Annotated in this window: 14 protein-coding genes; 6 read left to right on the forward strand and 8 right to left on the reverse strand. The window is 66.7% G+C overall.

Going from position 1 to position 23,190, the window contains the following annotated elements:
* Positions 1 to 17: 17 nt before the first annotated feature.
* Both HCA61_RS21645 and HCA61_RS21650 read left to right on the forward strand, forming a co-directional pair.
* On the forward strand, positions 18 to 2,477 hold the full coding sequence (locus HCA61_RS21645; protein WP_169690251.1) for a glycoside hydrolase family 65 protein: 2,460 nt from the start codon (positions 18 to 20) through the stop codon (positions 2,475 to 2,477).
* Positions 2,474 to 3,253, forward strand: a complete 780-nt coding sequence (locus tag HCA61_RS21650; RefSeq protein WP_247274759.1) for an HAD-IA family hydrolase — start codon at positions 2,474 to 2,476, stop codon at positions 3,251 to 3,253. The genes HCA61_RS21645 and HCA61_RS21650 overlap by 4 nt, the downstream gene beginning before the upstream one ends.
* Before the next feature lie 10 nt (positions 3,254 to 3,263).
* Here the strand turns inward: HCA61_RS21650 and HCA61_RS21655 are convergent, their stop codons facing one another.
* From HCA61_RS21655 to HCA61_RS21675, 5 genes are all read right to left on the reverse strand, one after another.
* A complete protein-coding gene (locus HCA61_RS21655) occupies positions 3,264 to 5,660 on the reverse strand; it encodes a phosphoketolase family protein (RefSeq protein WP_169690252.1) in 2,397 nt (798 codons plus the stop codon).
* A gap of 168 nt (positions 5,661 to 5,828) precedes the next feature.
* Positions 5,829 to 6,983 (reverse strand): tyrosine-type recombinase/integrase, encoded by a 1,155-nt coding sequence (locus HCA61_RS21660; RefSeq protein ID WP_169690253.1) that lies wholly within the window; start codon positions 6,981 to 6,983, stop codon positions 5,829 to 5,831.
* A gap of 6 nt (positions 6,984 to 6,989) precedes the next feature.
* Positions 6,990 to 9,485: an aminopeptidase N gene (gene pepN, locus HCA61_RS21665; RefSeq protein WP_169690254.1), complete on the reverse strand. Its 2,496-nt coding sequence runs from the start codon at positions 9,483 to 9,485 to the stop codon at positions 6,990 to 6,992.
* Between the two features lie 78 nt (positions 9,486 to 9,563).
* The gene (locus tag HCA61_RS21670) at positions 9,564 to 10,016 is read right to left on the reverse strand and encodes an NUDIX domain-containing protein (protein WP_169690255.1); all 453 of its coding nucleotides are present in this window, start codon (positions 10,014 to 10,016) and stop codon (positions 9,564 to 9,566) included.
* 69 nt (positions 10,017 to 10,085) lie between these two features.
* Positions 10,086 to 10,934, reverse strand: coding sequence for an SDR family oxidoreductase (locus HCA61_RS21675; protein WP_169690256.1), 849 nt, complete (start codon positions 10,932 to 10,934; stop codon positions 10,086 to 10,088).
* Positions 10,935 to 11,075: 141 nt separating this feature from the next.
* Here HCA61_RS21675 and HCA61_RS21680 point away from each other — a divergent pair, with 141 nt between their 5' ends.
* Entirely contained in the window at positions 11,076 to 11,450 is a 375-nt protein-coding gene (locus HCA61_RS21680; protein ID WP_169690257.1) for a helix-turn-helix domain-containing protein, read from the forward strand.
* Positions 11,451 to 11,550: 100 nt separating this feature from the next.
* On the opposite strand, the gene rph is transcribed toward HCA61_RS21680, so the two are convergent.
* From rph to HCA61_RS21695, 3 genes are all read right to left on the reverse strand, one after another.
* The gene (gene rph / locus HCA61_RS21685; protein WP_169690258.1) at positions 11,551 to 14,166 is read right to left on the reverse strand and encodes a rifamycin-inactivating phosphotransferase; all 2,616 of its coding nucleotides are present in this window, start codon (positions 14,164 to 14,166) and stop codon (positions 11,551 to 11,553) included.
* Between the two features lie 224 nt (positions 14,167 to 14,390).
* Complete coding sequence (locus HCA61_RS21690; protein WP_169690259.1) at positions 14,391 to 15,293, reverse strand: alpha/beta hydrolase; 903 nt, start codon at positions 15,291 to 15,293, stop codon at positions 14,391 to 14,393.
* A 154-nt stretch (positions 15,294 to 15,447) separates the two neighbouring features.
* The gene (locus HCA61_RS21695; protein ID WP_240959988.1) at positions 15,448 to 15,870 is read right to left on the reverse strand and encodes a cupin domain-containing protein; all 423 of its coding nucleotides are present in this window, start codon (positions 15,868 to 15,870) and stop codon (positions 15,448 to 15,450) included.
* Between the two features lie 211 nt (positions 15,871 to 16,081).
* Here HCA61_RS21695 and HCA61_RS21700 point away from each other — a divergent pair, with 211 nt between their 5' ends.
* From HCA61_RS21700 to HCA61_RS21710, 3 genes are read left to right on the forward strand one after another with little or no spacing between them, the layout of a single operon-like run.
* Positions 16,082 to 17,542: a TIGR02677 family protein gene (locus tag HCA61_RS21700; RefSeq protein ID WP_346777627.1), complete on the forward strand. Its 1,461-nt coding sequence runs from the start codon at positions 16,082 to 16,084 to the stop codon at positions 17,540 to 17,542.
* On the forward strand, positions 17,539 to 18,951 hold the full coding sequence (locus HCA61_RS21705) for a TIGR02678 family protein (protein ID WP_169690262.1): 1,413 nt from the start codon (positions 17,539 to 17,541) through the stop codon (positions 18,949 to 18,951). Before HCA61_RS21700 ends, HCA61_RS21705 begins: the two co-directional genes overlap by 4 nt.
* A complete protein-coding gene (locus HCA61_RS21710; protein WP_169690263.1) occupies positions 18,948 to 23,117 on the forward strand; it encodes a TIGR02680 family protein in 4,170 nt (1,389 codons plus the stop codon). The genes HCA61_RS21705 and HCA61_RS21710 overlap by 4 nt, the downstream gene beginning before the upstream one ends.
* Positions 23,118 to 23,190 lie beyond the last annotated feature (73 nt).

Raw genomic sequence — 23,190 nt, forward strand, 5'->3', positions numbered from 1 at the left:
CCGCCAGGAGGTACTCCGTGTACGACCCCGAGTTCAGCCTCGAGTACGACCGGTTCGATCCCGAGGCGGAGGGCCTGAGGGAATCGATGACCTCCACCGGCAACGGGTACTTCTGTTCCCGCGGCGCCGCCGAATGGGAGGACACGGGCGAGGTCCACTACCCCGGCACCTACGCGCATCGCTGCTACAACCGCGAGACCACCATCATGGGCGGAAGTCCCGTCCTCAACGAGGACCTGGTCAACCTTCCGAACTGGCTCGTTCTCAAACTGCGCATCGACGGCGAGGACGCGATCCGGTTGTCGACCGTCGAGGTGCTCGCCTACCGGCACGTGTACGACATCCGCACCGCGACGGTCATCCGAGAACTTCGCTTCCGGGACCGGAACGGCCGCGAGACGTCTTTGGCAAGTCGACGTTTCGTCAGCATGGCGCATTCGCATCAGGGCGCACTCGAGTGGACACTCACGCCCGAGAACTGGTCCGGCCGCGTCGAGATCGTCTCGGCGATCGACGGTCGTGTGTCGAATCGCGCGGTCGCGCGTTATCGCGATCTCGAGGGACGTCACCTCGATCCGGTCACCCCTCGCACCTTCGGTCCTGACACGATCGCATTGAAAGTTCAGATCCGGCAGTCGGACATCTACATCGCGCAGGCTGCGCGAACCCGGGTGTTCTCCGGTAACAACACCGAGCCCGTCGATGTCGAGCGCGACCTGTATCAGATGGAGGACTACATCCAGCAGGTCCTGGCCTTCGAGGTCGCCGAGGGGAGCGCGGTCCGCGTGGAGAAGATCGTGTCGATGTTCACCTCACGTGACGATGCGATCACCGAGCCGCTCGCGTCCGCCGGCCGACATGTGTTGCGTTACTCCGATTTCGCCGCGGCCTGGGACGAGCACGCCGCAGCTTGGGAGGAGCTGTGGGACATCTGCGATATCCGGCTGCCCAGGGAGCCCCGCACACAGTTGCTGTTGCGCTTGCACGTCGCGCATGTCCTGCAGGTGTGTTCCCGTCACACTTCGCGTCTGGATGCGGGTGTCCCGGCACGTGGACTCAACGGTGAGGCCTATCGCGGGCATGTCTTCTGGGACGAGCTGTACGTGTATCCGTTTCTGGACCTAAGGATCCCGGAGGTCACCAAAGGGCTGATCATGTATCGGTACCGGCGGTTGTCCGAGGCCCAGGCCGCAGCGACCGAGGCCGGGTACCGGGGTGCGATGTACCCGTGGCAGAGCGGATCCGACGGAACAGAGGAAACCCAGCTCGTCCATCTCAATCCGCTGTCGGGGCTGTGGGATCCGGACCTGAGCCGTCATCAGCGACACGTGAGTGCGGCGATCTTCTACAACGTGTGGAGGTACTACCAGGCGACGGACGACTTCGAATTCCTCGCCGACCACGGCGCGGAGATGATGCTCGAGATCACGCGGTTCTGGGCATCGATAGCCGAGTACAACCCCGAGCGCGATCGCTACGAGATCCACGGGGTGATGGGGCCCGACGAGTTCCATGAGCGCTATCCCGACTCGGACGAGGCCGGGTTGCACAACAACGCATATACGAACGTGATGGTGGCGTGGATCGCCGGAAAGGCGATCGAGGTGCTCGAACTGCTGTCGACGAGCAGGCAGACGGCGCTGCGAGCAGCACTACGGGTGACCAACGAGGAATTGCAGCGTTGGTCGGAGATGAGCCGGAAGATGTTCGTGCCGTTCCATGACGGCGTGATCACTCAGTTCGAGGGATACGAGAAACTCGACGAGATCGATTGGGATCATTATCGCGCGGAGTATTCGAACATCCAGAGGATGGACCGGATCCTGCGTGCCGAGGGGCACGATCCCAATCGCTCCAAGGTGTCGAAACAGGCGGATGCGGTGATGCTGTTCTTCTTGTTCGACGACAACGAATTGCGGCCGATATTCGACCGGCTCGGCTACGAGTACGACCGTGATCTGGTGCGGCGCACAGTCGAATACTACGACGAACGCACCTCGCACGGTTCCACGCTCAGCTTCGTCGCGTACGCGGGTGTCTTGGCAGGGTTCGATCCCGAATCCTCATGGGAACGGTTCAAGGTGGCTCTCGAAAGCGATGTGAGCGACCTGCAGGGCGGTACCACCAAGGAGGGCATCCACTTGGGGGTGATGGCCGGAACGCTGGATCTGGTGCAACGCTATTTCGTCGGTGCCCGGATCTACGGCGGTGTGCTGGTGTTCCGACCGCGGTTGATTCCTCATCTCGATGGGGTGTCGTTCTCGATGCGGTATCGGGGCACTCCGCTGCGCGTGCAGATCTCCGGTGAGACGTTGTCGGTGTGTGCGCAAGTCGAAGGTTTCCGGGTGCCGGTGCGGGTGGCTGTGAACGGAGAGTCTTTGCAACTCGGCCCCGGAGAAACGCACGAGTTCCACATTCCACCGACTCCCCTGCCGACCGCACAGACATCCCGGCGAGACGAGGAGGCGCGCCCGTGACCGCTGACGTGTCGTCGCGTGCGCCCGGGTTCGCCGGGGTGATTTTCGATGTCGACGGGGTCCTTGTCGATTCACCGCACGAGCAGGCATGGCGGGAGTCGTTGGCCCAACTCATGACGGGGCCGTGGCGCGATCTGGCCGGGCGTACGACGTGGACTCCCGATGCGTTCACCTCGCGGGTGTACCGCGAGGTGTTGTCGGGAAAGCCCCGGCACGAGGGCGCGTTGGCGTGCCTCGAGTACTTCCTGGTCCCGGATGCCCGACGTCGAGAGCGCGAGTATTCCGAGCGTAAACAGACGATGCTGCTCGAGATGATCGAGGCGGGCCGTTTCGATGCGTACTCCGATGGGGTCCGGTTCGTGTTGGCGATGCGGTCTGCCGGTATCCCGGTGGCGGCCGCGTCGTCGTCGAAGAACGCACGTCGGTTCCTCCGCGCAATCCGATTGAGGGACTTCGGGGCGGGCGACGGGGTGTTGCTCGACGTGTTCGACGCCGACCTGTCGGGCCGCGATTTCGCGCAGGGTAAGCCGGACCCGGAGATCTTTCTCACCGCGGCATCCGAACTCGGAGTTTCGCCGGCGCGATGCGTGGTCGTCGAAGACGCTGTCAGTGGTGTGCAGGCCGCGAAGGCAGGCACGATGGTCGCGCTGGGTGTGGCGCGCGCGGGCGACGAGCACGAGTTGGCACAGGCCAGTGCGGATCTTGTCGTGACGTCGCTCGATGAGGTGGATCGTGAGGCATTCGTCGCCGGACGGTTGGTGCAGCGCGCACACTGACACGGTGGGGTCAGCGGTCGAGTCCGCGCCAGCGCCAGTCAGCGATCTCGGGCATGTCCTCGCCGTGCTTGCGGATGTACTGCTTGTGCCTGATCAGTGTGTTCTTCAGATGTTCGCGCGCGTAGGCGGCCGTCGGGAGGAGGCGTTCGACGCGATCGATGACGTCCAACGCCAGATCGAATCGGTCGATTCTGTTGAGCACACACATGTCGAACGGGGTTGTCGTGGTGCCCTCTTCGATGTATCCGCGCACATGGATGTTGTCGTGGTTGTGGCGGCGGTAGGTGAGCCGGTGGATGAGCCACGGGTATCCGTGGTACGCGAACACGATGGGTGTGTCGGTGGTGAACAGGGCGTCGAAATCGGCATCGGGTAGTCCGTGCGGGTGCTCTCGATCGTCCTGCAGACGCATCAGGTCTACGACGTTGACCACCCGGATCCGCAGGTCGGGGAACAGTTCGTGAAGGATCTCGACGGCGGCGAGAGTTTCCATGGTGGGGACGTCGCCTGCGCAGCCGAGTACGACGTCCGGATCTGCACCGCGGTCGGTACCCGCCCACTCCCAGATCCCGATTCCTTTGGTGCAGTGCACGATGGCATCGTCGATGGAGAGGTATTGCGGTTGTGGTTGTTTCCCGGCGACGACGACGTTGATGTACTGGCGGGTGCGCAGGCAGTGGTCGGTGACCGAGAGCAAAGTGTTGGCGTCGGGTGGGAGATAGACGCGGATCACGTCGGACTTCTTGTTGACGACGTGGTCGATGAATCCGGGGTCCTGGTGGGAGAACCCATTGTGGTCCTGCCGCCACACATGCGAGGTGAGAAGGTAGTTGAGGGACGGTATGGGACGACGCCAGTGGATCCGGTTGGTGGTACGAAGCCATTTGGCATGCTGGTTGACCATCGAGTCGACGATGTGCACGAACGCCTCGTAGCAGGAGAACACTCCGTGACGTCCGGTCAGCAGGTACCCCTCGAGCCAGCCCTGGCACGTGTGCTCCGAGAGGATCTCCATGACCCGGCCGTCGGGTGCGAGATGTTCGTCGGTCGGCAGGATCTCGGCGTTCCAGGCGCGGTCGGTGGCGTCGAGCACGTCGCCCAGCCGGTTGGAATTGTGTTCGTCGGGAGCGACCATGCGGAAGGTTGTCGGATTGTCGCGCATGACATCCCGGAGGAAGGTTCCCAGGATTCGTGTGGACTCGGCGAAATCGTATCCGGGGCGATCGACGGTGACCGCGTGGTCGCGGAAATCCGGCAGTGCGAGATCCCGGATCGCGGGACCGCCATTGGCGTGCGGATTGGCGCTCATGCGTCGAAACCCGACGGGGTTCAGGGCGCGAAGAGCCACCACGGGTGTCCCGTTGTCGTCGAACAGTTCATCCGGGCGGTAGCTGCGCAGCCACCGTTCGAGAATGTCACGGTGCTCGTCGTCGTCGCGGGCGTGCGCGAACGGCACCTGATGGGCCCGCCAGGTGCCTTCGATCGGGAGTCCGTCCACCTCGACCGGGCCGGTCCAGCCCTTCGGAGAACGCAGCACGATCATCGGCCAGGAAGGTCGATCACTGCTACCGGACAGCCGGGCTTCCTGCTGGATCTCGGTGATGCGGTCGAGGCTGCGGTCGAGCGCGTCGGCGAAGTGCCGGTGCATATATTCCGGGTCGTGTCCCGAGACGATGATCGGATCGTGCCCGTATCCCCGGAGCAGCGATTCGAGTTCGTCGCCGCCGATGCGGTCGAGCAGCGTGGGGTTGGCGATCTTGTATCCGTTGAGGTGCAGGATCGGGAGTACGGCGCCGTCGCGGCGAGGATCGACGAATTTGTTGGAATGCCAGCTCGCGGCGAGCGGGCCGGTCTCGGCTTCGCCGTCTCCGATCACTGCTGCGACCACGAGGTCTGGGTTGTCGAATGCGGCACCGTAGGCGTGGGAAAGCGCGTATCCGAGCTCTCCGCCCTCGTGGATGGACCCGGGGGTCTCCGGGGCGACGTGGCTGGGGATGCCGCCGGGAAACGAGAACTGGGTGAACAAGCGGCGCATGCCGGATTCGTCCTGGGAGACGTCGGGGTAGATCTCGCTGTATGTTCCTTCGAGCCACGCTGCCGCGACCGGTCCGGGCCCACCGTGGCCGGGCCCCATGACATACATCATGTCGAGGTCCCGGGCGAGGATCGCGCGGTTCAGATGCGCGTAGACGAAATTGAGCCCCGGTGTGGTGCCCCAGTGCCCGAGGAGGCGCGGTTTGATGTGCTCCGCGCGTAGCGGTTCGCGTAGCAGCGGGTTGTCCATGAGATAGATCTGCCCGACGGACAGGTAATTCGCGGCGCGCCACCACGCGTCGAGGTCGTGGACGTCGTCGTCCGACAACGTGGTGGGTTCGGTGGAGGTCGGGGGTTCAGCAGAATCGGGCATCTGGATCGGGTTCCTCGTCTCGACAGCGACCGATCGTGATCTTGTGGTGCACGATCGGCTCATGTCCGTAGCCTCTGCGTGCACGGTACCCACCGCACAGGCGTTGCAATCGTCGATCTCGAATTCGGTCGATCTCGAATTCGAGGGGGTGACCATGGTCGGAGCGGCTCAGAGCCCGAGGCGGGTGACTGCGTTGGCGACCAGGCCGGCGTGCTGTCTGCTGTAGAGCGCGACCATGCGCTCGTCGGCGTGCCCGGTCTGGGTCATGATCGTCTGGGTGGTGGCGCCGCCGCGGACGGCCTGGGTGACGAATCCGGCGCGCAGACTGTGCCCGCCGAGGGTCGCGACGAGTTCGTCACTGAATCCTGCACGGCGAGCACGTCGTTGGATCATCGAGTGTACCGATTGTCCGGAGAGCGCTGCGGCGCCGAGCGACCCGGTGCGGTGCACCGGACGGAACAGCGCGCGGTTGCCGACGGGTGTCGTTCCTGCGGCCAGGCCTCGACAGCAGTGTTGCACCGGGCCGTCGTCCCCGTGCTCGAGTAGCGCCGCGACGGCAGACCTGCCGCCGTCGTCCCAGGTGTCGAGGACTTCGCGCCAGCGCCGATACGCGCACACCGGGCACGTGTGCGGGTCCTGGCCGTGCGGGAGAGTGACCGTGCGCCCACGCGCCGCGCGATCGGTCTTGGACTGCCGGATTGTGACGTAGAGGCCGTCGGCTCGGTGTGGGACGACATCGGCGACGGTGAGGGCGGTCATCTCGGAGCGGCGCAGCGCCCCGGCGAGGCCCATGAGCAGTAGCGCGGCGTCGCGGCGCTCGGCGACGCGTTCGGCCCATCCGGCAGTCGCCGCGTCGATGCGCATGTGGGTGAGGATCGTGCGGATGTCGTCGGTGAGCAGCGGTGTACGGCGTGCAGGTGGGGTGGCGCGGTCGCGGCGGATGCCCCGGAGGAGTTCGCGGACCGATTCGTGCTGGCCCGGTTTCGGGTATCCGGCGAGAGAGTGCATTTTGTTGATGGTCGAGACCCACCGGGACAGCGTCGACGGTGCGTAGGCGTGGCGGCCGTCGGCGCGGACCTCCACCGATTTCTCGGTGACGAACCAGGAAATCTGCTCGGGTGTTGCAGGGAGCGGGGTGTGCCCGGTGGTGACGCACCAGCGGGTGTAGGTGTCCCAGTCCGTCAGTTGCGCCGCGCGGGTGTTGTCGGAGGCGGCTTTGTCCCGGAGCCGGCGCATCGCGTCGGTGATGGTGTCCGGTGGTTGCGGGGTGTGGTGCGCGAGGTCCGGTGGGGTGACGACCTCGGAACTGTGTTCGGTGCTCATGCTCGGTCAGGCCTCATTGACCTGTTGGACGCGTAGGTCCCGGGCGAGGTGGTCGCGTTGTTCGATGACGAGGCGTCGCAGAGCGCCAGGGGCGTCGGTGTTCGCTGCGAGCCACGTGTCGACCGGGTCGAGTGTGTCGGCTGCGGGGAACAGTCCGAGGACGATGCGGCGGGCGATCTCGATACTGCGTTCGGACCAGGTGTCTCGCAGGAGTGCGAAGTAGTCGCTGTCGTAGGGGCCGGTGAGGTCGCGGCGCTCACCGGCGCGGAACCCGCTGATGGTGGCGTCGAGGTGGTCGTTGGTGAGGGTGTGGTCGGCGCAGATCGCCGCCCACGCGTGGGCTTTGACCTCTGCGCGAGGGCGGGCGTTCATGGCTCGCAGGTGCGCGGTGCGGCCCGTGGCGGTGGAGTCACGGGACAGTTCGTCGTCGAGATCGGGCTTGTCGGCGTATCCGGTGGCGGTCAGCGCCGTCCACCACGCCCACCGCAGGTCTGCATCGAGTGCGAGGCCCGCCGGTGCGGGAGTGGTCCCGTCGAGTATCGCTCTGAGGTCGGTGGCGCGGTGGGTGTCCAGGGCGGCGGCAGCACCGACTGCGCGTGCGAAGGCGAGTTGGGCTCCGCTGCCGGGTTCGGCACTGCCGAGTCCGTGCCACACTGCGTCGAGCCACGCCGCGCGGGTCTGGGGACGGGCCCCGGCGGGAAGATAATGCTCGATCGCGGCGGGTGCGTTGGCGAGGACCGCGGTGAGAAGCGAGAGGTTCGATTCGTTCGTCGAGAATCGTGTCGCCATGGCGATGTAGCGGGTGGCGGCGAGTTCGCCGTCGCGGGTGGCGTTCCACAGCGCCGACCAGATCAGGCCGCGTGCGAGGGGGTCGCGGACGCGGTCGAGTGAAGATTCGACGGTGGCGAGAGAGCGTTCGTCCAGGCGGATCTTGGCGTAGGTGAGATCGTCGTCGTTGAGCAGGATCAGGGGTGCGTCGGGGAGTTCGATGCGAGTGTGGGTGTCGACGGCGTCGATCTCGACGCGGTAGGTGCGGACGAGGTCGCGTGCGGGGTTGTGGTCGTAGCAGGCGACGGCGATCCGGTGGGGGCGCGGGTCGGTCTGCACGATGTCGTGATGACCGTTGCCGGTGTGTTCGAGGGTCAGCGTCGAGACTCCGGAGGTCTGCAGCCAGGCGCGAGCCCATTCGGTGAGGTCGCGACCGGAGGTGCTGGACAGTTCGGCGAGGAGGTCGTCGAGCGTGGTGTTGCCGTACGCGTGGGCGTGGAAGTAGCGGCGGGCGCCGTCGAAGAAGGCGTCGCGGCCGACATAGGCGACGAGTTGTTTGAGGACGCTGGCGCCTTTGGCGTAGGTGATGCCGTCGAAGTTGAGTTTGGCGGCTTCGAGGTCGACGATGTCGGCGACGATCGGGTGGGTGGTGGGGAGTTGGTCCTGCAGGTAGGCCCATGCCTTGCGGCGGTTGGCGAAGGCAACCCAGGCATCGGTGTATTTCGTTGCTTCGGCGCTGACGAGGGCACCCATGTAGTCCGCGAAGCTCTCCTTGAGCCACAGATCGTCCCACCATCTCATGGTGACGAGGTCGCCGAACCACATGTGTGCCATCTCGTGCAGGATCGTGTTGGCGCGGGCCTGGTACTGGGCTTCGGTGGCGGCGCCGCGGAAGACGTAGGCCTCGGTGAAAGTGACGCAGCCGGGGTTCTCCATGGCTCCGAGGTTGTATTCGGGAACGAACACCTGGTCGTACTTGCCGAATGGGTACGGGTAGTCGAAGTGTTCGGCATAGAAGTCGAGGCCCTCGGTGGTGACCTGGAGGATCTCGTCGGCGTCGAGGTGTTCTGCGAGCGAGGCGCGGCACAGCACCCGCAGCGGCACGGTGAGTTCTCCTCTGCTCCAGGTCGAGTCGACGCGGTGGTACGGCCCGGCAACGATGGCCGTGATGTAGGTGGAGATGGGCAGGGTCGGGGCGAACGTCACGGTCTGGTTGTCGCCGCCCCGCTGGCGGTGATCGACGGCCTGGTTCGAGATGACCTGCCAGTGTGCGGGCGCGGTGACCACGAACGTGTAGGCGCCTTTGAGGTCGGGTTGCTCGAAGCAGGCGAATACGCGGCGTGCGTCGGCCGGTTCGTATTGGGTGTAGAGGTAGGTTTCGCCGTCGACGGGGTCGAGGAAGCGGTGCAGCCCTTCCCCCGATCTGCTGTAGCGGCCCGTGGCGACGATGGTGACGACGTTGATTTCGCGGAGTCCGCTGATGGTGATTCGTGCGCCGTCGTAGACGACGGGGATCAGGTCGCCGTTGACCGTCACTGATTCGACGGAGTCGCCGAGGAAATCGAGCCAGGCTTCCGGGGCGGAGGCGGTGAACTCGACGGTGGTCACCGTGGGGAATCCGGTGCGGTCCGGGTCGACGGCACCGCGGAGGTCGAGTTCGACGTGGTAGGAGTGCACGTCGAGAGCGCGGGCGCGCGCGGAAGTTTCAGCTCGGGACAGGTTGGCGGAACTCACGGATCCGATCCTGCCATTGCGGCGGCGATTTCTGGCCGGCTCCGGTCGGTATGCGTGTGTCGGCGGGTGCGCTTGTGCCTATCGGCGGGTCAGGGTCGTCCAGTCGGGGTCGAGTTCTCCGAGGAGCAGATCCTGTTCGTCAGCAAGCGGTTCGGACAGTGGAAGCGGCACGAAACGGCAGGCGAACCGCAGTCCTGAATCGGTGTCGTCGCTGCGGACTATGTGGATCCAGGTGTCCGGGGCATCATCGGGGGCCCGGAGATGGAGGACGTGGGTGTGCCGGGGTTGCCCGGTGACCGGGTGCGGTCGGCGATCGATACCGGCCGTCCCGATCACCCTGCAGAGCGCGAGGCCGGTCTCTTCGGTGACTTCGCGGAGCGCGGCAGCGTGGGGGTCTTCCCCTGTGCGGATGCCTCCGGCGGGGATCTGAGTGCCCGCGTCGGGGATACCGACGTGGTCGAACACGAGCAGTTCGGGTCCTGTGTGGTCGCGCATCACGTAGGCGGCGATGCGTTTTCGGAGTGTCTGCACCCGGTCAGTATTCAGGTCTCGACCCTGCCCGTGTTCCAGGGGACTACGCCCGTGTTCCGGAGGACTGCGTCAGGCGCCGAGTACGTCGGCCAGCTTGGTGGTGGGGCGGCCGATGAGTCGGCGCAGGTCATGACCATCGGTGTCGAGGGCGCCTGCGGCGATTCCGGCATCGGAGTCGGCGAGGACCTGTGCAAACGGTGCCGGCACTCCGGCACCCTCGAGCACTGTGGCGTACTCGGCCTGCGGGAGGTCCTTGTAGGTGACCTCGGTGCCGAGGACGCGGGAGAGCACGTCGGCGATGTCGCTGTAGGTGAGGTGTTCGTCGCCGCCGAGTTCGTAGGTGACGCCGTTGTGGCCGTCGGTGGTCAGGACAGCTGCGGCCGCCTCGGCGAAATCCTTGCGGGCGGCGCCGGCGAGGCGGCCGGTGCCTGCCGCACCGAACAGTGCGCCGGCGGCCTTGGCGGTGTCGACGGCCGATTCGTAGTTCTCCCAGTACCACCCGTTACGCAGGAGCGTGTGGGCTAGCCCGGACTCGGCGAGCAGTTGCTCGGTGGCCTTGTGCTCGGCGGCGAGCGCCAGAGGAGAGGTGTCCGCTGCGAGGATCGAGGTGTAGGCGATGGATCCGACTCCGGCGGCTTGTGCGGCCTCGACGATATTGGTGTGCTGCGGCAGGCGCTGGCCGACCTCGCTACCGGAGATGAGGAACAGCTTGTCGACGCCGGTGAGTGCCTCGCGTAGTGCAGCGGGGTCGGCGTAGTCGGCGGCGCGAACCTGGACACCGGCGGCAGCGAGATCGGCGGCCTTGGCGGTGTCACGGACGATCGCGACGATGTCACCGGCGGGGATGCCGCGTTCCTGCAGGGCTGCGATGGTCAGGCGGCCGAGGTGTCCGGCGGCTCCGGTGACTGCGATGGTCATGTGTCTCCTCCGGTTGAGTTCGCACGCCGAGACGCTCGAACTATTGATGCTTCAACTGTCCCCCATTTATACACTTACCTTTCGATAGCGCAATACTTTCGGTAGCTCTTCCTGATGGTTCGCGAGGTAAAATGGACAGCCATGCGCACCGCCGACCTTCCCGAAGCCAATGTTTTCGCGCGAGACTGCGCGTCCAGGCCGGTGCTTCAGAACATCACCGGGCGCTGGGGCGCCTTGGTGCTCGCAGCACTCGCCGACGACACCCACCGCTTCTCCGAACTGCGCCGTCATGTCGACGGCATCAGCGAACGGATGCTCTCGCAGACCCTGCAGACCCTCGAACGTGACGGCCTCGTACACCGCGAGGTCCTCACGTCCATCCCTCCGCACGTCGAGTATTCGCTCACCGGGCTGGGACACCGGATCGTCACGCCGCTGCTCGCCCTCCTGTCTCTCGTTGAGGTCAGCGTGCCGGAGATCATCGCGGCGCAGATCGAACATGATCGCAGCCGCTGAGCGTTCGCACCTCGTGCGACGGCAGTTCGCGACCCACTTCGGAGACCTGCGCATGCACGACCGTGACGTTCCTTGTCGGATACCGGGATCTGCTCGCTTGTCATATCCGATCGGAGAGGATCTCGACGTACCCGTCCGTTCCGTTGACACGGATCCGCTGTCCGTCGCGGATCGAGGCGGTGGCGCCCGGCACCGCGACGACGGCGGGCAGCCCGTACTCTCGCGCGATCACCGCGCCGTGAGTCATCAGTCCACCTACTTCCGTGACCAGACCTGCGATCGCGACGAACAGCGGCGTCCAGCTCGGGTCGGTGTAGGCGGTCACCAGGATGTCACCCGCTTCCAGATCAGCCCGCGCGATATCGGAGACCACCCGGGCACGTCCTTCGACAACCCCTGTGGACACGGCCAGGCCGGGCAGTGCACCCGCCGGAAGATCCTCGCGCCGGTACTCGCCCGTGACGATCTCGCCGTTCGAGGTGAGCACGCGCGGCGGCGTGAGCGCTCGGAACGAGCGGAACTCTTCTCGCCGTTCGCGCACGAGTTCTCGGGGTGCGTGCTGTGTGCGCACCACCTCGCGGACTTCGTCGAAACGTAGGTAGAAGATGTCGTCGGTTCGTTGCAGCACTCCTGCCCGGACGAGGCGTTCGGCTTCGCCGAGGAGCGCTTGTTTGTAGAGGAAGTAGCGGCAGACCATTGCGTACTTCGGATACTCGCGGTAACCGGCGAAGGTGCGGACGCGGTCGATCACGGCCTTGGTTTCGTCCGCTTTGCGGTCCCCGTCGGGAAGCGCGCGGAGCCGTTCGAGTACCTCGTCTTCCTTCTGTCGCGCCGTGCGCAGTCCGTCGTCGAAACGTCGTCTGGCGGCACCCGGTTCGAAGTTCGCGAGGTTGCCGAGGATGGTCGGGACGAGTGCGGTGGGGTGCTCGCGCCACCGCGGCCTGGTGATGTCGATCTCGCCGACGCAGCGCATCCCGTACTTGTCGAGGTACGAGTCGAGGGCGTCTCGGGCTTCCCCTCCGCCGGGCAGTGTGGCCAATGCGTCGAGGAACTGCGCGTCGCCGAGGCCTGCCCCCTCGACGCTCTGGAGGAATGCGACGACCTCAGGGTGGGGCCGGATCGCGTCGGCAACGTCGAGCAGCTCGAGGCCCATTTCGGAGGTGATGTTGTGGGGGACGGATTGCGTCAGGGCGTCGACGGCATTCTTCTCTCCCAACCACTCGTCAAGATGCTCACGCAACCACGTTGCGCCGTCCAAGGAAGCCCTGATCGCTCGAGAGCTCTTCGGTGCGAAGAGGATTCGGCGAAGTTCCAGGATGTCTGCGTCGATGAGGTCGAGGAGCGCAAGCCCGGTTCGGGTTCGGATGTCGTGGGCCAGCACCGAGATGGAGGCTTCGCTGTCTGCGATCAGTTCGGTGGCGAGCGCGTCGTCGGTCTCGATCGGGGCATGCGGGGCGCCGGCAGCCGAGCTCCGGTCGGTCGGTACATCCGGGCGGGTACGAACGAAACCGCGTTCGACGATGGTCTTCAGTGCGTCGCCGACGAGCGGTTCGGAGCTGCCGAGGGCCGCGATCAGGCCTGCACTCGCCGTGGGCGATGCGAGTCGGTCGGTGACGTCGACGAACAGCCGGCCCCCTGCATCGCGCATGGGTGCCGTACTCGTCATCTGCCAGACAGAGAGCCCCAGCGGTTTGATGGCGTCGGTCATCATCTGCTGGTGTCCGACCGACACATACACCCGGTTCGCGTCGTCGGGAGCCTCGGGAATCGGGAACAGTGTGGTAATGGGCCGGCTCTGGACGATCCGGAATTCATCGTCGACGAGGCACCATTCGATGTCCTGGGGTCGCCCGAAGTGGGTTTCGATGTCGCGGCCGAGCTGCGCGAGTCGTACTGCCTGCTCGTCGGCCAGTACCGGCCGGATCTGCTCTTCCGATTCGAGGATGCGGGTTCTCGTGCCTCCGGCCGGATCTGCCTCGACGGCGAGTTCTTTTGTCGCCACAGATCTGTCGGTGACGTTGCCGTCACGCACCTTGTAGACGTCTGCCTCGACGAAACCGGAGACCAGGGCCTCACCGAATCCGTATCCGGCGTCGATGCATACGACGGTGCGATCGCAGGTGAGCGGATCGGCGGTGAACAGGATCCCAGAGGCCTGCGCGAATGCCATGCGCTGGACGATGACCGCCATGTGGACCGCGCGGTGGTCGTACCCGTTCCGTAGCCGGTAGGTGACGGAACGTTCGGTGAACAGCGAGGCCCAGCACCGGCTGACGTGTCGAAGGATCTCCACTGATCCGGTGATGTTGAGGTAGGTGTCCTGCTGACCGGCGAAGGAGGCGTCGGGCAGGTCCTCGGCGGTTGCGCTCGAGCGGATGGCATACGCGCCGTGTGCACCGAGCGCAGCGTGTGCGTCGGTGATCGTCACGGCCACGTCGTCGGGGATCGGGCACTGTTCGATCGCGCGACGGATGTCCGCGCTCGTTGCGCTGATCCGCTCGCGGTCGTGGTGGTCCAGTCCCGCGATCCGGTCGATCAACGCGTCGAACCGGGGTGCGGCGGTGACGATCCGCTGGAAGGCGTCCGTCGTCACGCAGAAGCCGTCTGGCACGTGTGTGCCCGGGATGCGCGACAGTTCACCGAGGTTCGCGCCTTTACCTCCCACCCGTGCGATATCTGTGCGGTCGATCTCGTCGAAGCCCAGCACGTAGTCCATTCGCTGCTCCTGACCTGTGGTGTCGGCATGTGAGAGGCGAGTATGGACCAATTTTCGGGGCCTCATGAGCGGCATCGATCGTGTATAACGTGAAAGGGGGGCGGAGAAGTCTCGCACGCTTGCCGCAGCCGAAGTCGTCGGCTGCGAGTTGGTGTCCATTCCGATGGTTCGTGACGGATAGTTCGGTACACCAACCGTCATTTCCGACGCCGAACGGGTCGCAGCTACGCGGGTCGGGGTGCGCGAAGTCGGTCGACGATGATGCTGCGGGCGGCTCGGCCTTCGGGTGTGGGGGTCAGCGGGTAGACATGCAGCAGCCCGTCGCCCGGGTGATAGTCGACCTCGATCCCTTCTGCCGTCGCCTTGTCCACGAGCAGCCGGGTGTCTGGATAGATGATGTCGCGGGTGCCGATGAACACGGTGAGAGGGCCGAGTCCGTGCAGGTCGGCGGCGAGTGGGCTCACCCATGGGTGATCGAGGGCGAGATCGCGGCGCCAGTGGTCGATGAATACGCGGGTGCCCTCGCGGGCGAGCCATGGATCGGTGGGTTGGACGATGTCGATCTCGGGGTTGGACAGGGACAGATCGAGTGCCGCCGAGATGAGAACCGTTCGCGGCAGTGTCAGGGCGTGCTCATCGCGGAGGGTGATCGCCGCCGAGAGCGCGATCTGCCCGCCCGCGGAATCACCGGCGATGCACGCGGTGCCGTACCGGTCGTGATTGGTCCGGACGAGGTCGGCGATCATGGGGACGACCTGCCCGGCGGTACCGAACGGCACCAGAGGGTAGATCGGCACGGTGACGGTGGTCTGCGCGACCGCGGCGATCTGCGCCGCGAGATGCCAATGCTGCGAGACGATTTCGTTGACCCATCCCCCGCCGTGGACGTAGACGGTACTTCCGTGCGGCGTTCCTGAGATGGGCGCGATCGTGTAGATGGGCCACTGTCCGCTGCGGTCGAGCGTCACGGTTACGTCGCGCCGCAATCGTGCCGGCGGGCCGTAGGGCCGCGGGCGGAGCGAGACTTCCGTCAGGTGTGCGCGTGCGGTCACCGGATCGAGGTAGTTGCGGTTTCGGCGCATCGCTTTGATGACCGTGGGCAGGAGACGACTCGGTACGCTCGGCAATGCGTCCTCCAGTGTTCGGCGGTGGAACCCGGCCCGGCCGTCGGGTCGCGGTCGGTGTTGGAGCCCACTCTAGGTCCGGATCCGTGCGTGTCGGGGCAGGCAGGCACACCTCGGGCACCGCGTACTTCGACCTCTGCGGCACTCCCGGTGGGATTCAGCCGGTGGCGCAGGCGGGCGCTGGCACGTCCTCGAACAGTGGCGCTCCGATCGGCGTGAGGTACACGACGTCGAGGACCACCGGCACTGTGCCGATATTGCGGCCGACATGCATGTGGTCGGCTCCTGCAGGTTCGTCGATCACCTCTCCTGCGTTGTAGATCACCGGCTCGCAATCCGCTCCGGGATGTGTGAGTGTGCCGGACCGGACGATGCCGAGGACGGGTCCGTCGTGATAGTGCCACCCTGTGGTTCCGCCCGGATCGATGGTGATCTCTCGCGCTACGGTGTGCACCCCGTCGGGCACGAACGGCAGCAGGTTCGGGGGGATCTCGATGTCCACCCACGTCACGCCCGACAGTCCCTCACTCGGCGTGGCGTGCGCCCACCCGGGCACCGCGACGGATCCGGCGAGCACCATCGCCGCGAGCACACCACGCAGGGGCCGTCTCATGGTCACGGAGGTTACCGCTCGCGCGCCCCGGTCACAGGGCGAACGCGCATACCGGTCGCCGACACGGACCGTGGGTGATGCGAGACCGAGGGCGCCGTCCGCCTACCCTGTCACGGTGAACGAAACAGGTCGATCCCGCGTCGGAGCGGTCGAGGACGCGCTGGTGCGGGACGACCGGCTGCGGTTGTTCTCGTTCGCGACCGCAGAGAAGCGCACCCACTATCTGTGGGTTCTGCGGGCATTCGACCACGCGCGCGGCAACTACACGGTGCTTCTGCACGCCGGGGAGGTCGAGACCGTTCTGAGCCGCATCGTCGCGGACGGCACCGGCGACGTTCCCGGCGCCTCGGACATTCCGGCGCTGCTCGAGCAGCTCCACAACTGGGGCGTGCTCGAACGTAGCTACGACGGTACCCGGGCTGCCACGCTCGCCGAATACCGCAATCGTCATTACGTCTACCAGTTCGGGCAGGCCGGTTACCGGGCGTTCCGTGCGGTCGAGGATGTGCTCTCGTCGCGCGGGGAGGACGTGTCGTTGTCACGGTTGGCACTGGCGGATCTGCTCGCCGACCTCACCGAACTCGCCGACGCCAACGCCGCAGGCGACGGTGAACTCGTCTATCGCAAGCTGAGCCGGCTCGATGCGACGCTGTCGGACATGGCCGAGCGCGCCGCCCGGTTCTATCTCGTGCTCGGCGATCTGGTGCGCACCACCGAGATCACCCCTGAGCTTTTCCTCGACCAGAAGGACGCGCTGCTCACGCACATGCGCGAGTTCAGTTCCGATCTTGCCCGCTACGCCCCGAAGCTCACCGCCGCCCTCGACCGGGTGCACGCCACCGGCGCCGAGACCCTGCCGACGCTCGCGGCACAGCACGACGAGCGGGTGTTGCTCGCGCTCGAGGAACGCGAGGCCGACTGGCGGTTGCGCTGGCGTGGGGTCGAGCATTGGTTCGTCGGTGTGGGGTCCTCGCCGAGCGAAGCGGAGCGGCTGCGCGGCGCGACGAGCAATGCGATCTCGGCGGTGTTGTCGCTGCTGCGGCGTCTGACCGAGCAACGGCGTGGCGGTGTCAGCCGCGAATCGCAGTTACGACACCTGGCGGGATGGTTTGCGAACGCGCCCACCGAGGAGGCCGCGCACGCCCTGTTCGGGGCCGTGTTCGACCTGGGACGGCCCCGGCATTTCTCGGTACCGCATCCCGACGCGGACGTCGTTCCGGTCACCCGGTCGTGGTGGGAGGCGCCGCCGGTGGAGATCGCGCGCACTCTTGCCGAGACGGGACGTCGGCCTGCCGCGGGTGCGCCCGGCCGGATCCAGCGCAATGACGCTGGGGTGCGCAGATTGCGGGAGAAGCAACTCGAGACGCAGCGGCGCCGCGCGCAGGCCGCGAAGTCGCTGGCGGTCGGTGGGGTGCGGGAGCGGGAGCTTTCGGAGCCGGAAACCGAGGTGTTGTTGGGTTTGCTGGATGCGGCGTTGTCGGCGCGGGTGCCGGTCAGTGGCCGGGTGCGGCCGGATGAGGGGACGTCGGGGACCCAGAATGGGGTGAAGCTCACGTTGCGGCCGAGTGAGGAGTCGATGGTGGTGCGCACCGCGCGGGGCAGTCTGTATCTGGATCATCTGTCGGTGGAGGTGCAGTGAAGGCGCGGTCGATTGCGTCGGTCGATCTCGATTCGTATCAGCGTGCGGCGCGGCTGATCCTGACGCACCATCTGGTGACGACGACGTTCCCGGATCGGTCGGCGTTGTCGTCGCTGCGCCGGTGGGCGACGGAGTTGCGTGAGGATCTGCTTGCGACGTTCGGGTATCGGCTCGAGGTCACCGAGACCACGGCGCGGTTGTTCACGGTCGCCGATCGGCTCGATCCGGGTTCGGGGACGACTACGGCGACGGATCGGCCGTTCGATCGTCGTCGGTATGCGTATCTGGCGTTGGCGATCGCGGCCTTGGGGCGTGGTGGTGGTCAGATCACGTTGTCGGAGTTGGCCGATCATGTGGCGTCGGATGCGGGCCGGGTGGACGGCGTCGATCTCGATACCGGGCGTGCGGCCGACCGGGATGCGTTCGTCGATGCGGTGGCGTGGTTGACGGTGCGGGGTGCGTTGGCGCTCGCCGATGGTGATGCGGGTGGCTGGGCGAGTGATCCGGGCCGCGGGGAGGCGCTCTACGACATCGATCGTGCCGTGGTCGCCGCGATGTTCCGGCCGCCGCGGGCGTTGCAGCATCTGACGTCGGTGCGGGCGTTGCTCGGATCGTCCGTGCCGCACGGTGATTCCGGTGAGGTGCGGCGGCGGGTACGGCGCGCGCTGGTGCAGAAGCCGGTGGTCTACGCCGAGGAGTTGTCCGACGACGAGGCGTTGCAGTTGGCGTTGCCGCGTACCACCGACGAGGTGGAGTTGTTGACGGGTCTGGTGTGTGAGCGGCGGGCCGAGGGGGTGGCGTTGGTCGATACGTCGGGTCGGTTGTCGGATGTGCGGTTCCCGAACACGGGGACTGTCGCGCAGGTCGCGTTGCTTCTTGCCGGGGAGATCTGCGATCGGGTGTTGGATCCGGATGCTGCGGCGCCGGAGATGATGCCGCTGCCTGCGGATGCTCACGATGCTCTGGTGGCGGCGATCGACGGCGCGATTCCGCGGTCGGGGTTGTTCACACCGTTGGTGTCCGCGGCGCCGGGCGAGTTCGTCGATCGCCCCGAGGGTGTGCCCGAGCGTGCGGTTGCGACGCATCCGCTGATCGAGAATTCGTGGATTACGGGCACGATCGGGCGGCTCGTCCACACCTACGGGCGGACGTTCGCTGCGCAGTGGCAGGCGGATCCGGTGGGGCTCGCGCGGGCGGCGACGGAGCGGCTCGAGCAGATGCGGCTGGTGGTGCGGACGGCCGGTGGGGTGCTGGCGTTGCCGGCGCTGGCGCGGTTCCGTGGGGTGACGGTCAGTGTGCGCAAACGTGATCCGGAGATCGATCTGTTTCCTGATTCGTCGCCGCCCGGTGATCTGCCCAGCAGTTCGGCTTCCACTGTTTCCGATTCGATCGACACGGAGATCTCATGAGCAGCGCCCGTTTCCGCCCGGCGCGTGCCGGCATCATCAACCTGTGGGACTACCGCGACCAGGAGTTCTCGTTCGCGGATGGACGTCTGGTGCTGCGCGGCCCGAACGGCTCAGGGAAGACCAAGGCCCTCGAGGTGCTGTTTCCGTTCGTGCTGGACGGGCGCATCGAGCCTCGCCGGTTGAACCCGTTCGCCGGTGAGGAACGCACGATGCGCTCGAATCTGCTGTACCAGGGACAGGAGAGCGCGCATTCGTATGTGTGGATGGAGTTCAGCCGCGGGCAGCGTGACGATCCGGAGGCGGTCACGGTCGGGATCGGGATGCGCGCGACGAAGGGCAACGACAAGGTCACGCGCTGGCATTTCGTGGTGGACGGACGGGTCGGTGTCGATTTCTCGCTGTTGGATGACGAGGATCGGCCGCTGACCAAGAAGCAGCTGATCGACCAGGTCGGTGCCGATGCGATCACCGAGCGGCCGATCGAGTACCGGGCGGCGATCGATGCCCGGATGTTCGGGCTCGGGGCGCAGCGCTACGACCAGCTGATCAATCTGATCCTGACGTTGCGGCGTCCGCAGCTGGCGAAGAATCTGGATCCGAAGGGACTGTCGCAGGCGCTGACCGATGGGTTGCGGCCGCTCGACGACGAGCTGGTCGTCGAGGCTGCCCGCTCGTTCTCCGACATGGAGGAGGTGGCCCGCACGCTGGAGTCGCTCGCCGCCGCCGATGATGCGGCGCAGCGGTTCGTCGCTGTCTATTCGAGGTATGTGCGGCAGCAGGCGCGGGTCGCGGTGGAGCAGGTGTCGGGGCGGCTCGAGGCCGTCGACGCCGCGGTTCTCGCGTTGCGGCAGGCCGCCACCACCCAGCAGGAGGCCACTGCCGCGCGCACCGAGTCGGGGGAACTACTCACGGGGGCCGAGCGGGAGCTCGAGCAGGCTCGGACGACGCTCGAGGCGTTGCAGCGGTCGAGCGCGTACGAGGGTAAGCAGCAACTCGACGATCTCGCGTCGGTGGTGGCCAATCTCGAGCGCACCACGGCCGCGCAGACGGAGAACGCTGCGCGGGCGCAGACCTCGATGGCCGACCGGCGAGGTGAGCTCACTCGTGCCGAGGAAATGTTGACGGCCGCGACCGCGGCGCGGCGCCGTGCCGAGGATGCGATGCAGGACGCGGCCGGGGATGCGTCGATCACGTGGCCGGGTGTGGAGCACCTCGACCGGACGGATCGGCTGGTCGCGGCGATCGAGGCGAACGCCGAGGAACGCGACGGTGATGTGCGGGCGGTGCGCAGCGCGTTGTCGAGGGTCGAGGGTGCGGCGGCGGCGCGCACGCGGGCCGAGGCGGCGGCGACGCGCAGTCGCGGTCAGCGCGACACCGCGTTGGCTGCGGTGGAGGCCGCGGAGACCGTCGTGGAACTGGCCCGCGGCGACGCGGCGAGCGAATTGCGTCGTTGGTGGGCCGAGCACATGGGCGATTTCGGGACCGTGGGGTTGTCGGCTGGGGTGTTCGAGGCGCTCGATGCGGCGTTCGGGGGGGTCGGTGAGGACGACGCGATCGCGCCGGCCGCGGTGCTGGCCGAGCACATCGGTCCCGTCGTCGAGGAGATCCGGTTCCGGCGGCGCGCCATGGGTTCGGAGATCGACGCGCTCGGGGTGCGGATCGGTGAGCTCGAGCAGGAACGTGCCGCGGTGGCGGCGGAGCGGGACGACGCTCCCCCACCGTTCCCGGCTCGGTGCGGGTCGCGGGACGGCTGGGACGGCGCCCCGTTGTGGCAGCTCGTGCGGTTCCGGGACGAGGTGTCCGCGGACGAGGCTGGGGGTGTCGAGGCGGCGTTGCAGGCGGCGAATCTGCTCGACGGATGGCTCGTCGGCGGCGAGGGCGCGGTGCCGGATCTGGAGTCGGAGCAGGTGCTGGTGGCGTTGCCGCCCGAGCAGCGACCGGCCGGTCGAACCCTGGCGGATGTTCTGGTGCCCGAATCGGATACATCGGTGCCCGAGGCGCGGGTCGCGGAGGTGCTGGCGTCGATCGCGTTGACGGCCGACCTGGATTCCGGTCTGGGGGTAGCGGTGGATACGCGCGGGGGCTATCGGCAGGGTGTGCAGCTCGGCCGGCATGTGAAGGACCATGCGGAGTTCATCGGGGCGACAGCACGGGCGCGACGACGACAGCGCCGGATCGCCGAACTCGACGCGAGCATCACCGAGGTCCGCGCCGAGGCGCAGTCCCTGCGTGAGGAGGAGCAGGCGCTCGGGGGGAGGCTCGACGCCCTCGACCGTGCGGTGAAGGCACTTCCCCGCACGGGTGCGGTGCTTGCGGCGCTGCGGAAGGTCACCGAGTGTGCGGGTGCGTTGCGTACCGCGCAGGAATCGGCGGCGGCGGCCGATCGGGATCTCGATCAGGCGATCGCTGATGCGGCGGTCAAGGAACAGCAGTTGCGTGCGGAGTCGGCGCGGCATCGCACCCCGCTGACCGCCGTCGAACTGGATAGTCTCGATGCCGCGATCCGGCATTTCCGGACACAAGGTCAGGCGCTGCTGCGTGCGTTGCGGGAGCAGGCGAATGCCGCCGAACGTGTGCGGGAGGCGCAGTCGCGGCACGACGAGGCCCGGGTCGCGGCGGACGACGCCGCCGAACGTTCCGTCGAGGCCGCCGAATCGCTGGCACATCAGCAGCAGCGGCTGGAGACGTTGCGGGAGTCGATCGGGGCGAGCGCCGAGCGCATCGATGCGGAACTCGCGGATGCCCGTGGGCGCATCGAGTCGGCGAAGGCAGCCGAGCGGGCAGCCCGGAACGCTTTCCAGTCGGCACTCGAGCAGATCGGCAAGGCCGAGGCGGCACATACGGCTGCGGAGCAGACGTTGCGGTCGGCGCTGGTGGAATGTCAAAGCGATGCCCGCAAGTTGGCGCCGTTCGCGCACCGCGACCTGTTGGCGTTGCTCGACGTGCACAGCGAGCGGGCGTGGCCGGCGAGTGAAGCGGCGTGGCTCGATGTCGATCACCTGGTCTACCGGATCCGGCATTCCTCGGCAGTGGACGGTGCTGCCGTCGAGACGATGCCCGTCGAGGTGATGGCATTGTTCCGCTCGTTGGAGACGGCGACGGAGTCGGTGTCGACCGGGGAATCAGCGCGCAAGTCGACCGGATCGGCATTGACGTCCGCGTTGCAGGATTTCGATGCCGAGCTCGCGCGGGGACGCGACTATCGGCTGACCTGGGACGCCCCCGACGGGGTGACCGTGGTGCAGGTGCAAGACGAGCAGGGCTACAGCTCGGTCGGTCGGTTCGCGGCGCGCATTGCGCAGGCCAGACAGGAGCAGGAGGCGTTGCTCACCGATTCGGAGCGGCGCATCCTCGAAGACGCGCTGTTGACCGGGTTGTCGCAGCAGATCCACGAACGCACCGTCGACGCCCGCGATCTGATCGGGCGGATGGGCAGCGAGATGCGGCAGCGACACATGTCGTCGGGCACCACGATCGGGGTGCATTGGGTGCTTGCCGACCATCTCGATGAACAGGCGCGGGCGGTGTGCAAGTTGCTGGACCGGGATGCGTCGGTGTTGTCGCCGGAGGACCTGGCGGGGATCCGGGCGCATTTCGCGTCGCGGATCCGCGCCGAACGCGCGGCGCATCCGGAGCGGTCGTACCCGGAGATCCTCGCGTCGACGCTGGATTATCGGCGGTGGCGGGTGTTCTCGTTCAGCCTCATCGGTGCCGATGGGAGCGAGGACCGGTTGACGCCGGCGCGTCATTCGGCGTTGTCCGGTGGTGAGCAGTCGGTGTCGCTGCATCTGCCGTTGTTCGCGGCGGCGCACGTGATGCTCGATTCGGCCGATCCGCACGCCCCCAGGTTGTTGGCGTTGGACGAGGCGTTCGCCGGTGTCGATGACACCGGTCGCAGCGAATTGTTGGGCCTGTGTGTGCAGTTCGATCTGGATTTGTTCATGACCGGTTTCGATCTGTGGATCACCTACGCGGGGGTGCCGGGATGCGCGCACTACGATCTGTCGCATTCGGTGGCCGAGCACACGGTCGCGGCGACGCTGCTGGTGTGGTCCGGTGGTGAGTTGCTGGCCGAGCACGACGGGTCGGATCTGGCGTCGGCGTTGGGGTCGCCGGGGACGCGGCGGGTGAGGCAGCCGGTGGAGGGGTCGTTGGAATTCGTCTGATCGGCGCGGGATTCGAGGCAGGTCTATGTGTGTGACCTTCAGTGATAAGTGGCCGCATTCCCACAACTGGGAT

The sequence above is a fragment of the Rhodococcus sp. HNM0563 genome (assembly GCF_012726195.1).
Classification (GTDB): domain Bacteria; phylum Actinomycetota; class Actinomycetes; order Mycobacteriales; family Mycobacteriaceae; genus Rhodococcus.

Excerpts from the sequence above, each read along its gene's own strand:
- HCA61_RS21675 (WP_169690256.1), bottom strand. The coding sequence starts at position 10,934 with ATGACCATCGCAGTCACCGGAGCCGCCGGACACCTCGGCCGCCTGACC.
- HCA61_RS21695 (WP_240959988.1), bottom strand. The coding sequence starts at position 15,870 with ATGGTGCTCGCCGGATCCGTCGCGGTGCCCGGGTGGGCGCACGCCACG.
- HCA61_RS21660 (WP_169690253.1), bottom strand. The coding sequence starts at position 6,983 with ATGAGCACCGAACACAGTTCCGAGGTCGTCACCCCACCGGACCTCGCG.
- HCA61_RS21680 (WP_169690257.1), top strand. The coding sequence starts at position 11,076 with ATGCGCACCGCCGACCTTCCCGAAGCCAATGTTTTCGCGCGAGACTGC.
- HCA61_RS21710 (WP_169690263.1), top strand. The coding sequence starts at position 18,948 with ATGAGCAGCGCCCGTTTCCGCCCGGCGCGTGCCGGCATCATCAACCTG.
- HCA61_RS21655 (WP_169690252.1), bottom strand. The coding sequence starts at position 5,660 with ATGCCCGATTCTGCTGAACCCCCGACCTCCACCGAACCCACCACGTTG.
- rph (WP_169690258.1), bottom strand. The coding sequence starts at position 14,166 with ATGGACTACGTGCTGGGCTTCGACGAGATCGACCGCACAGATATCGCA.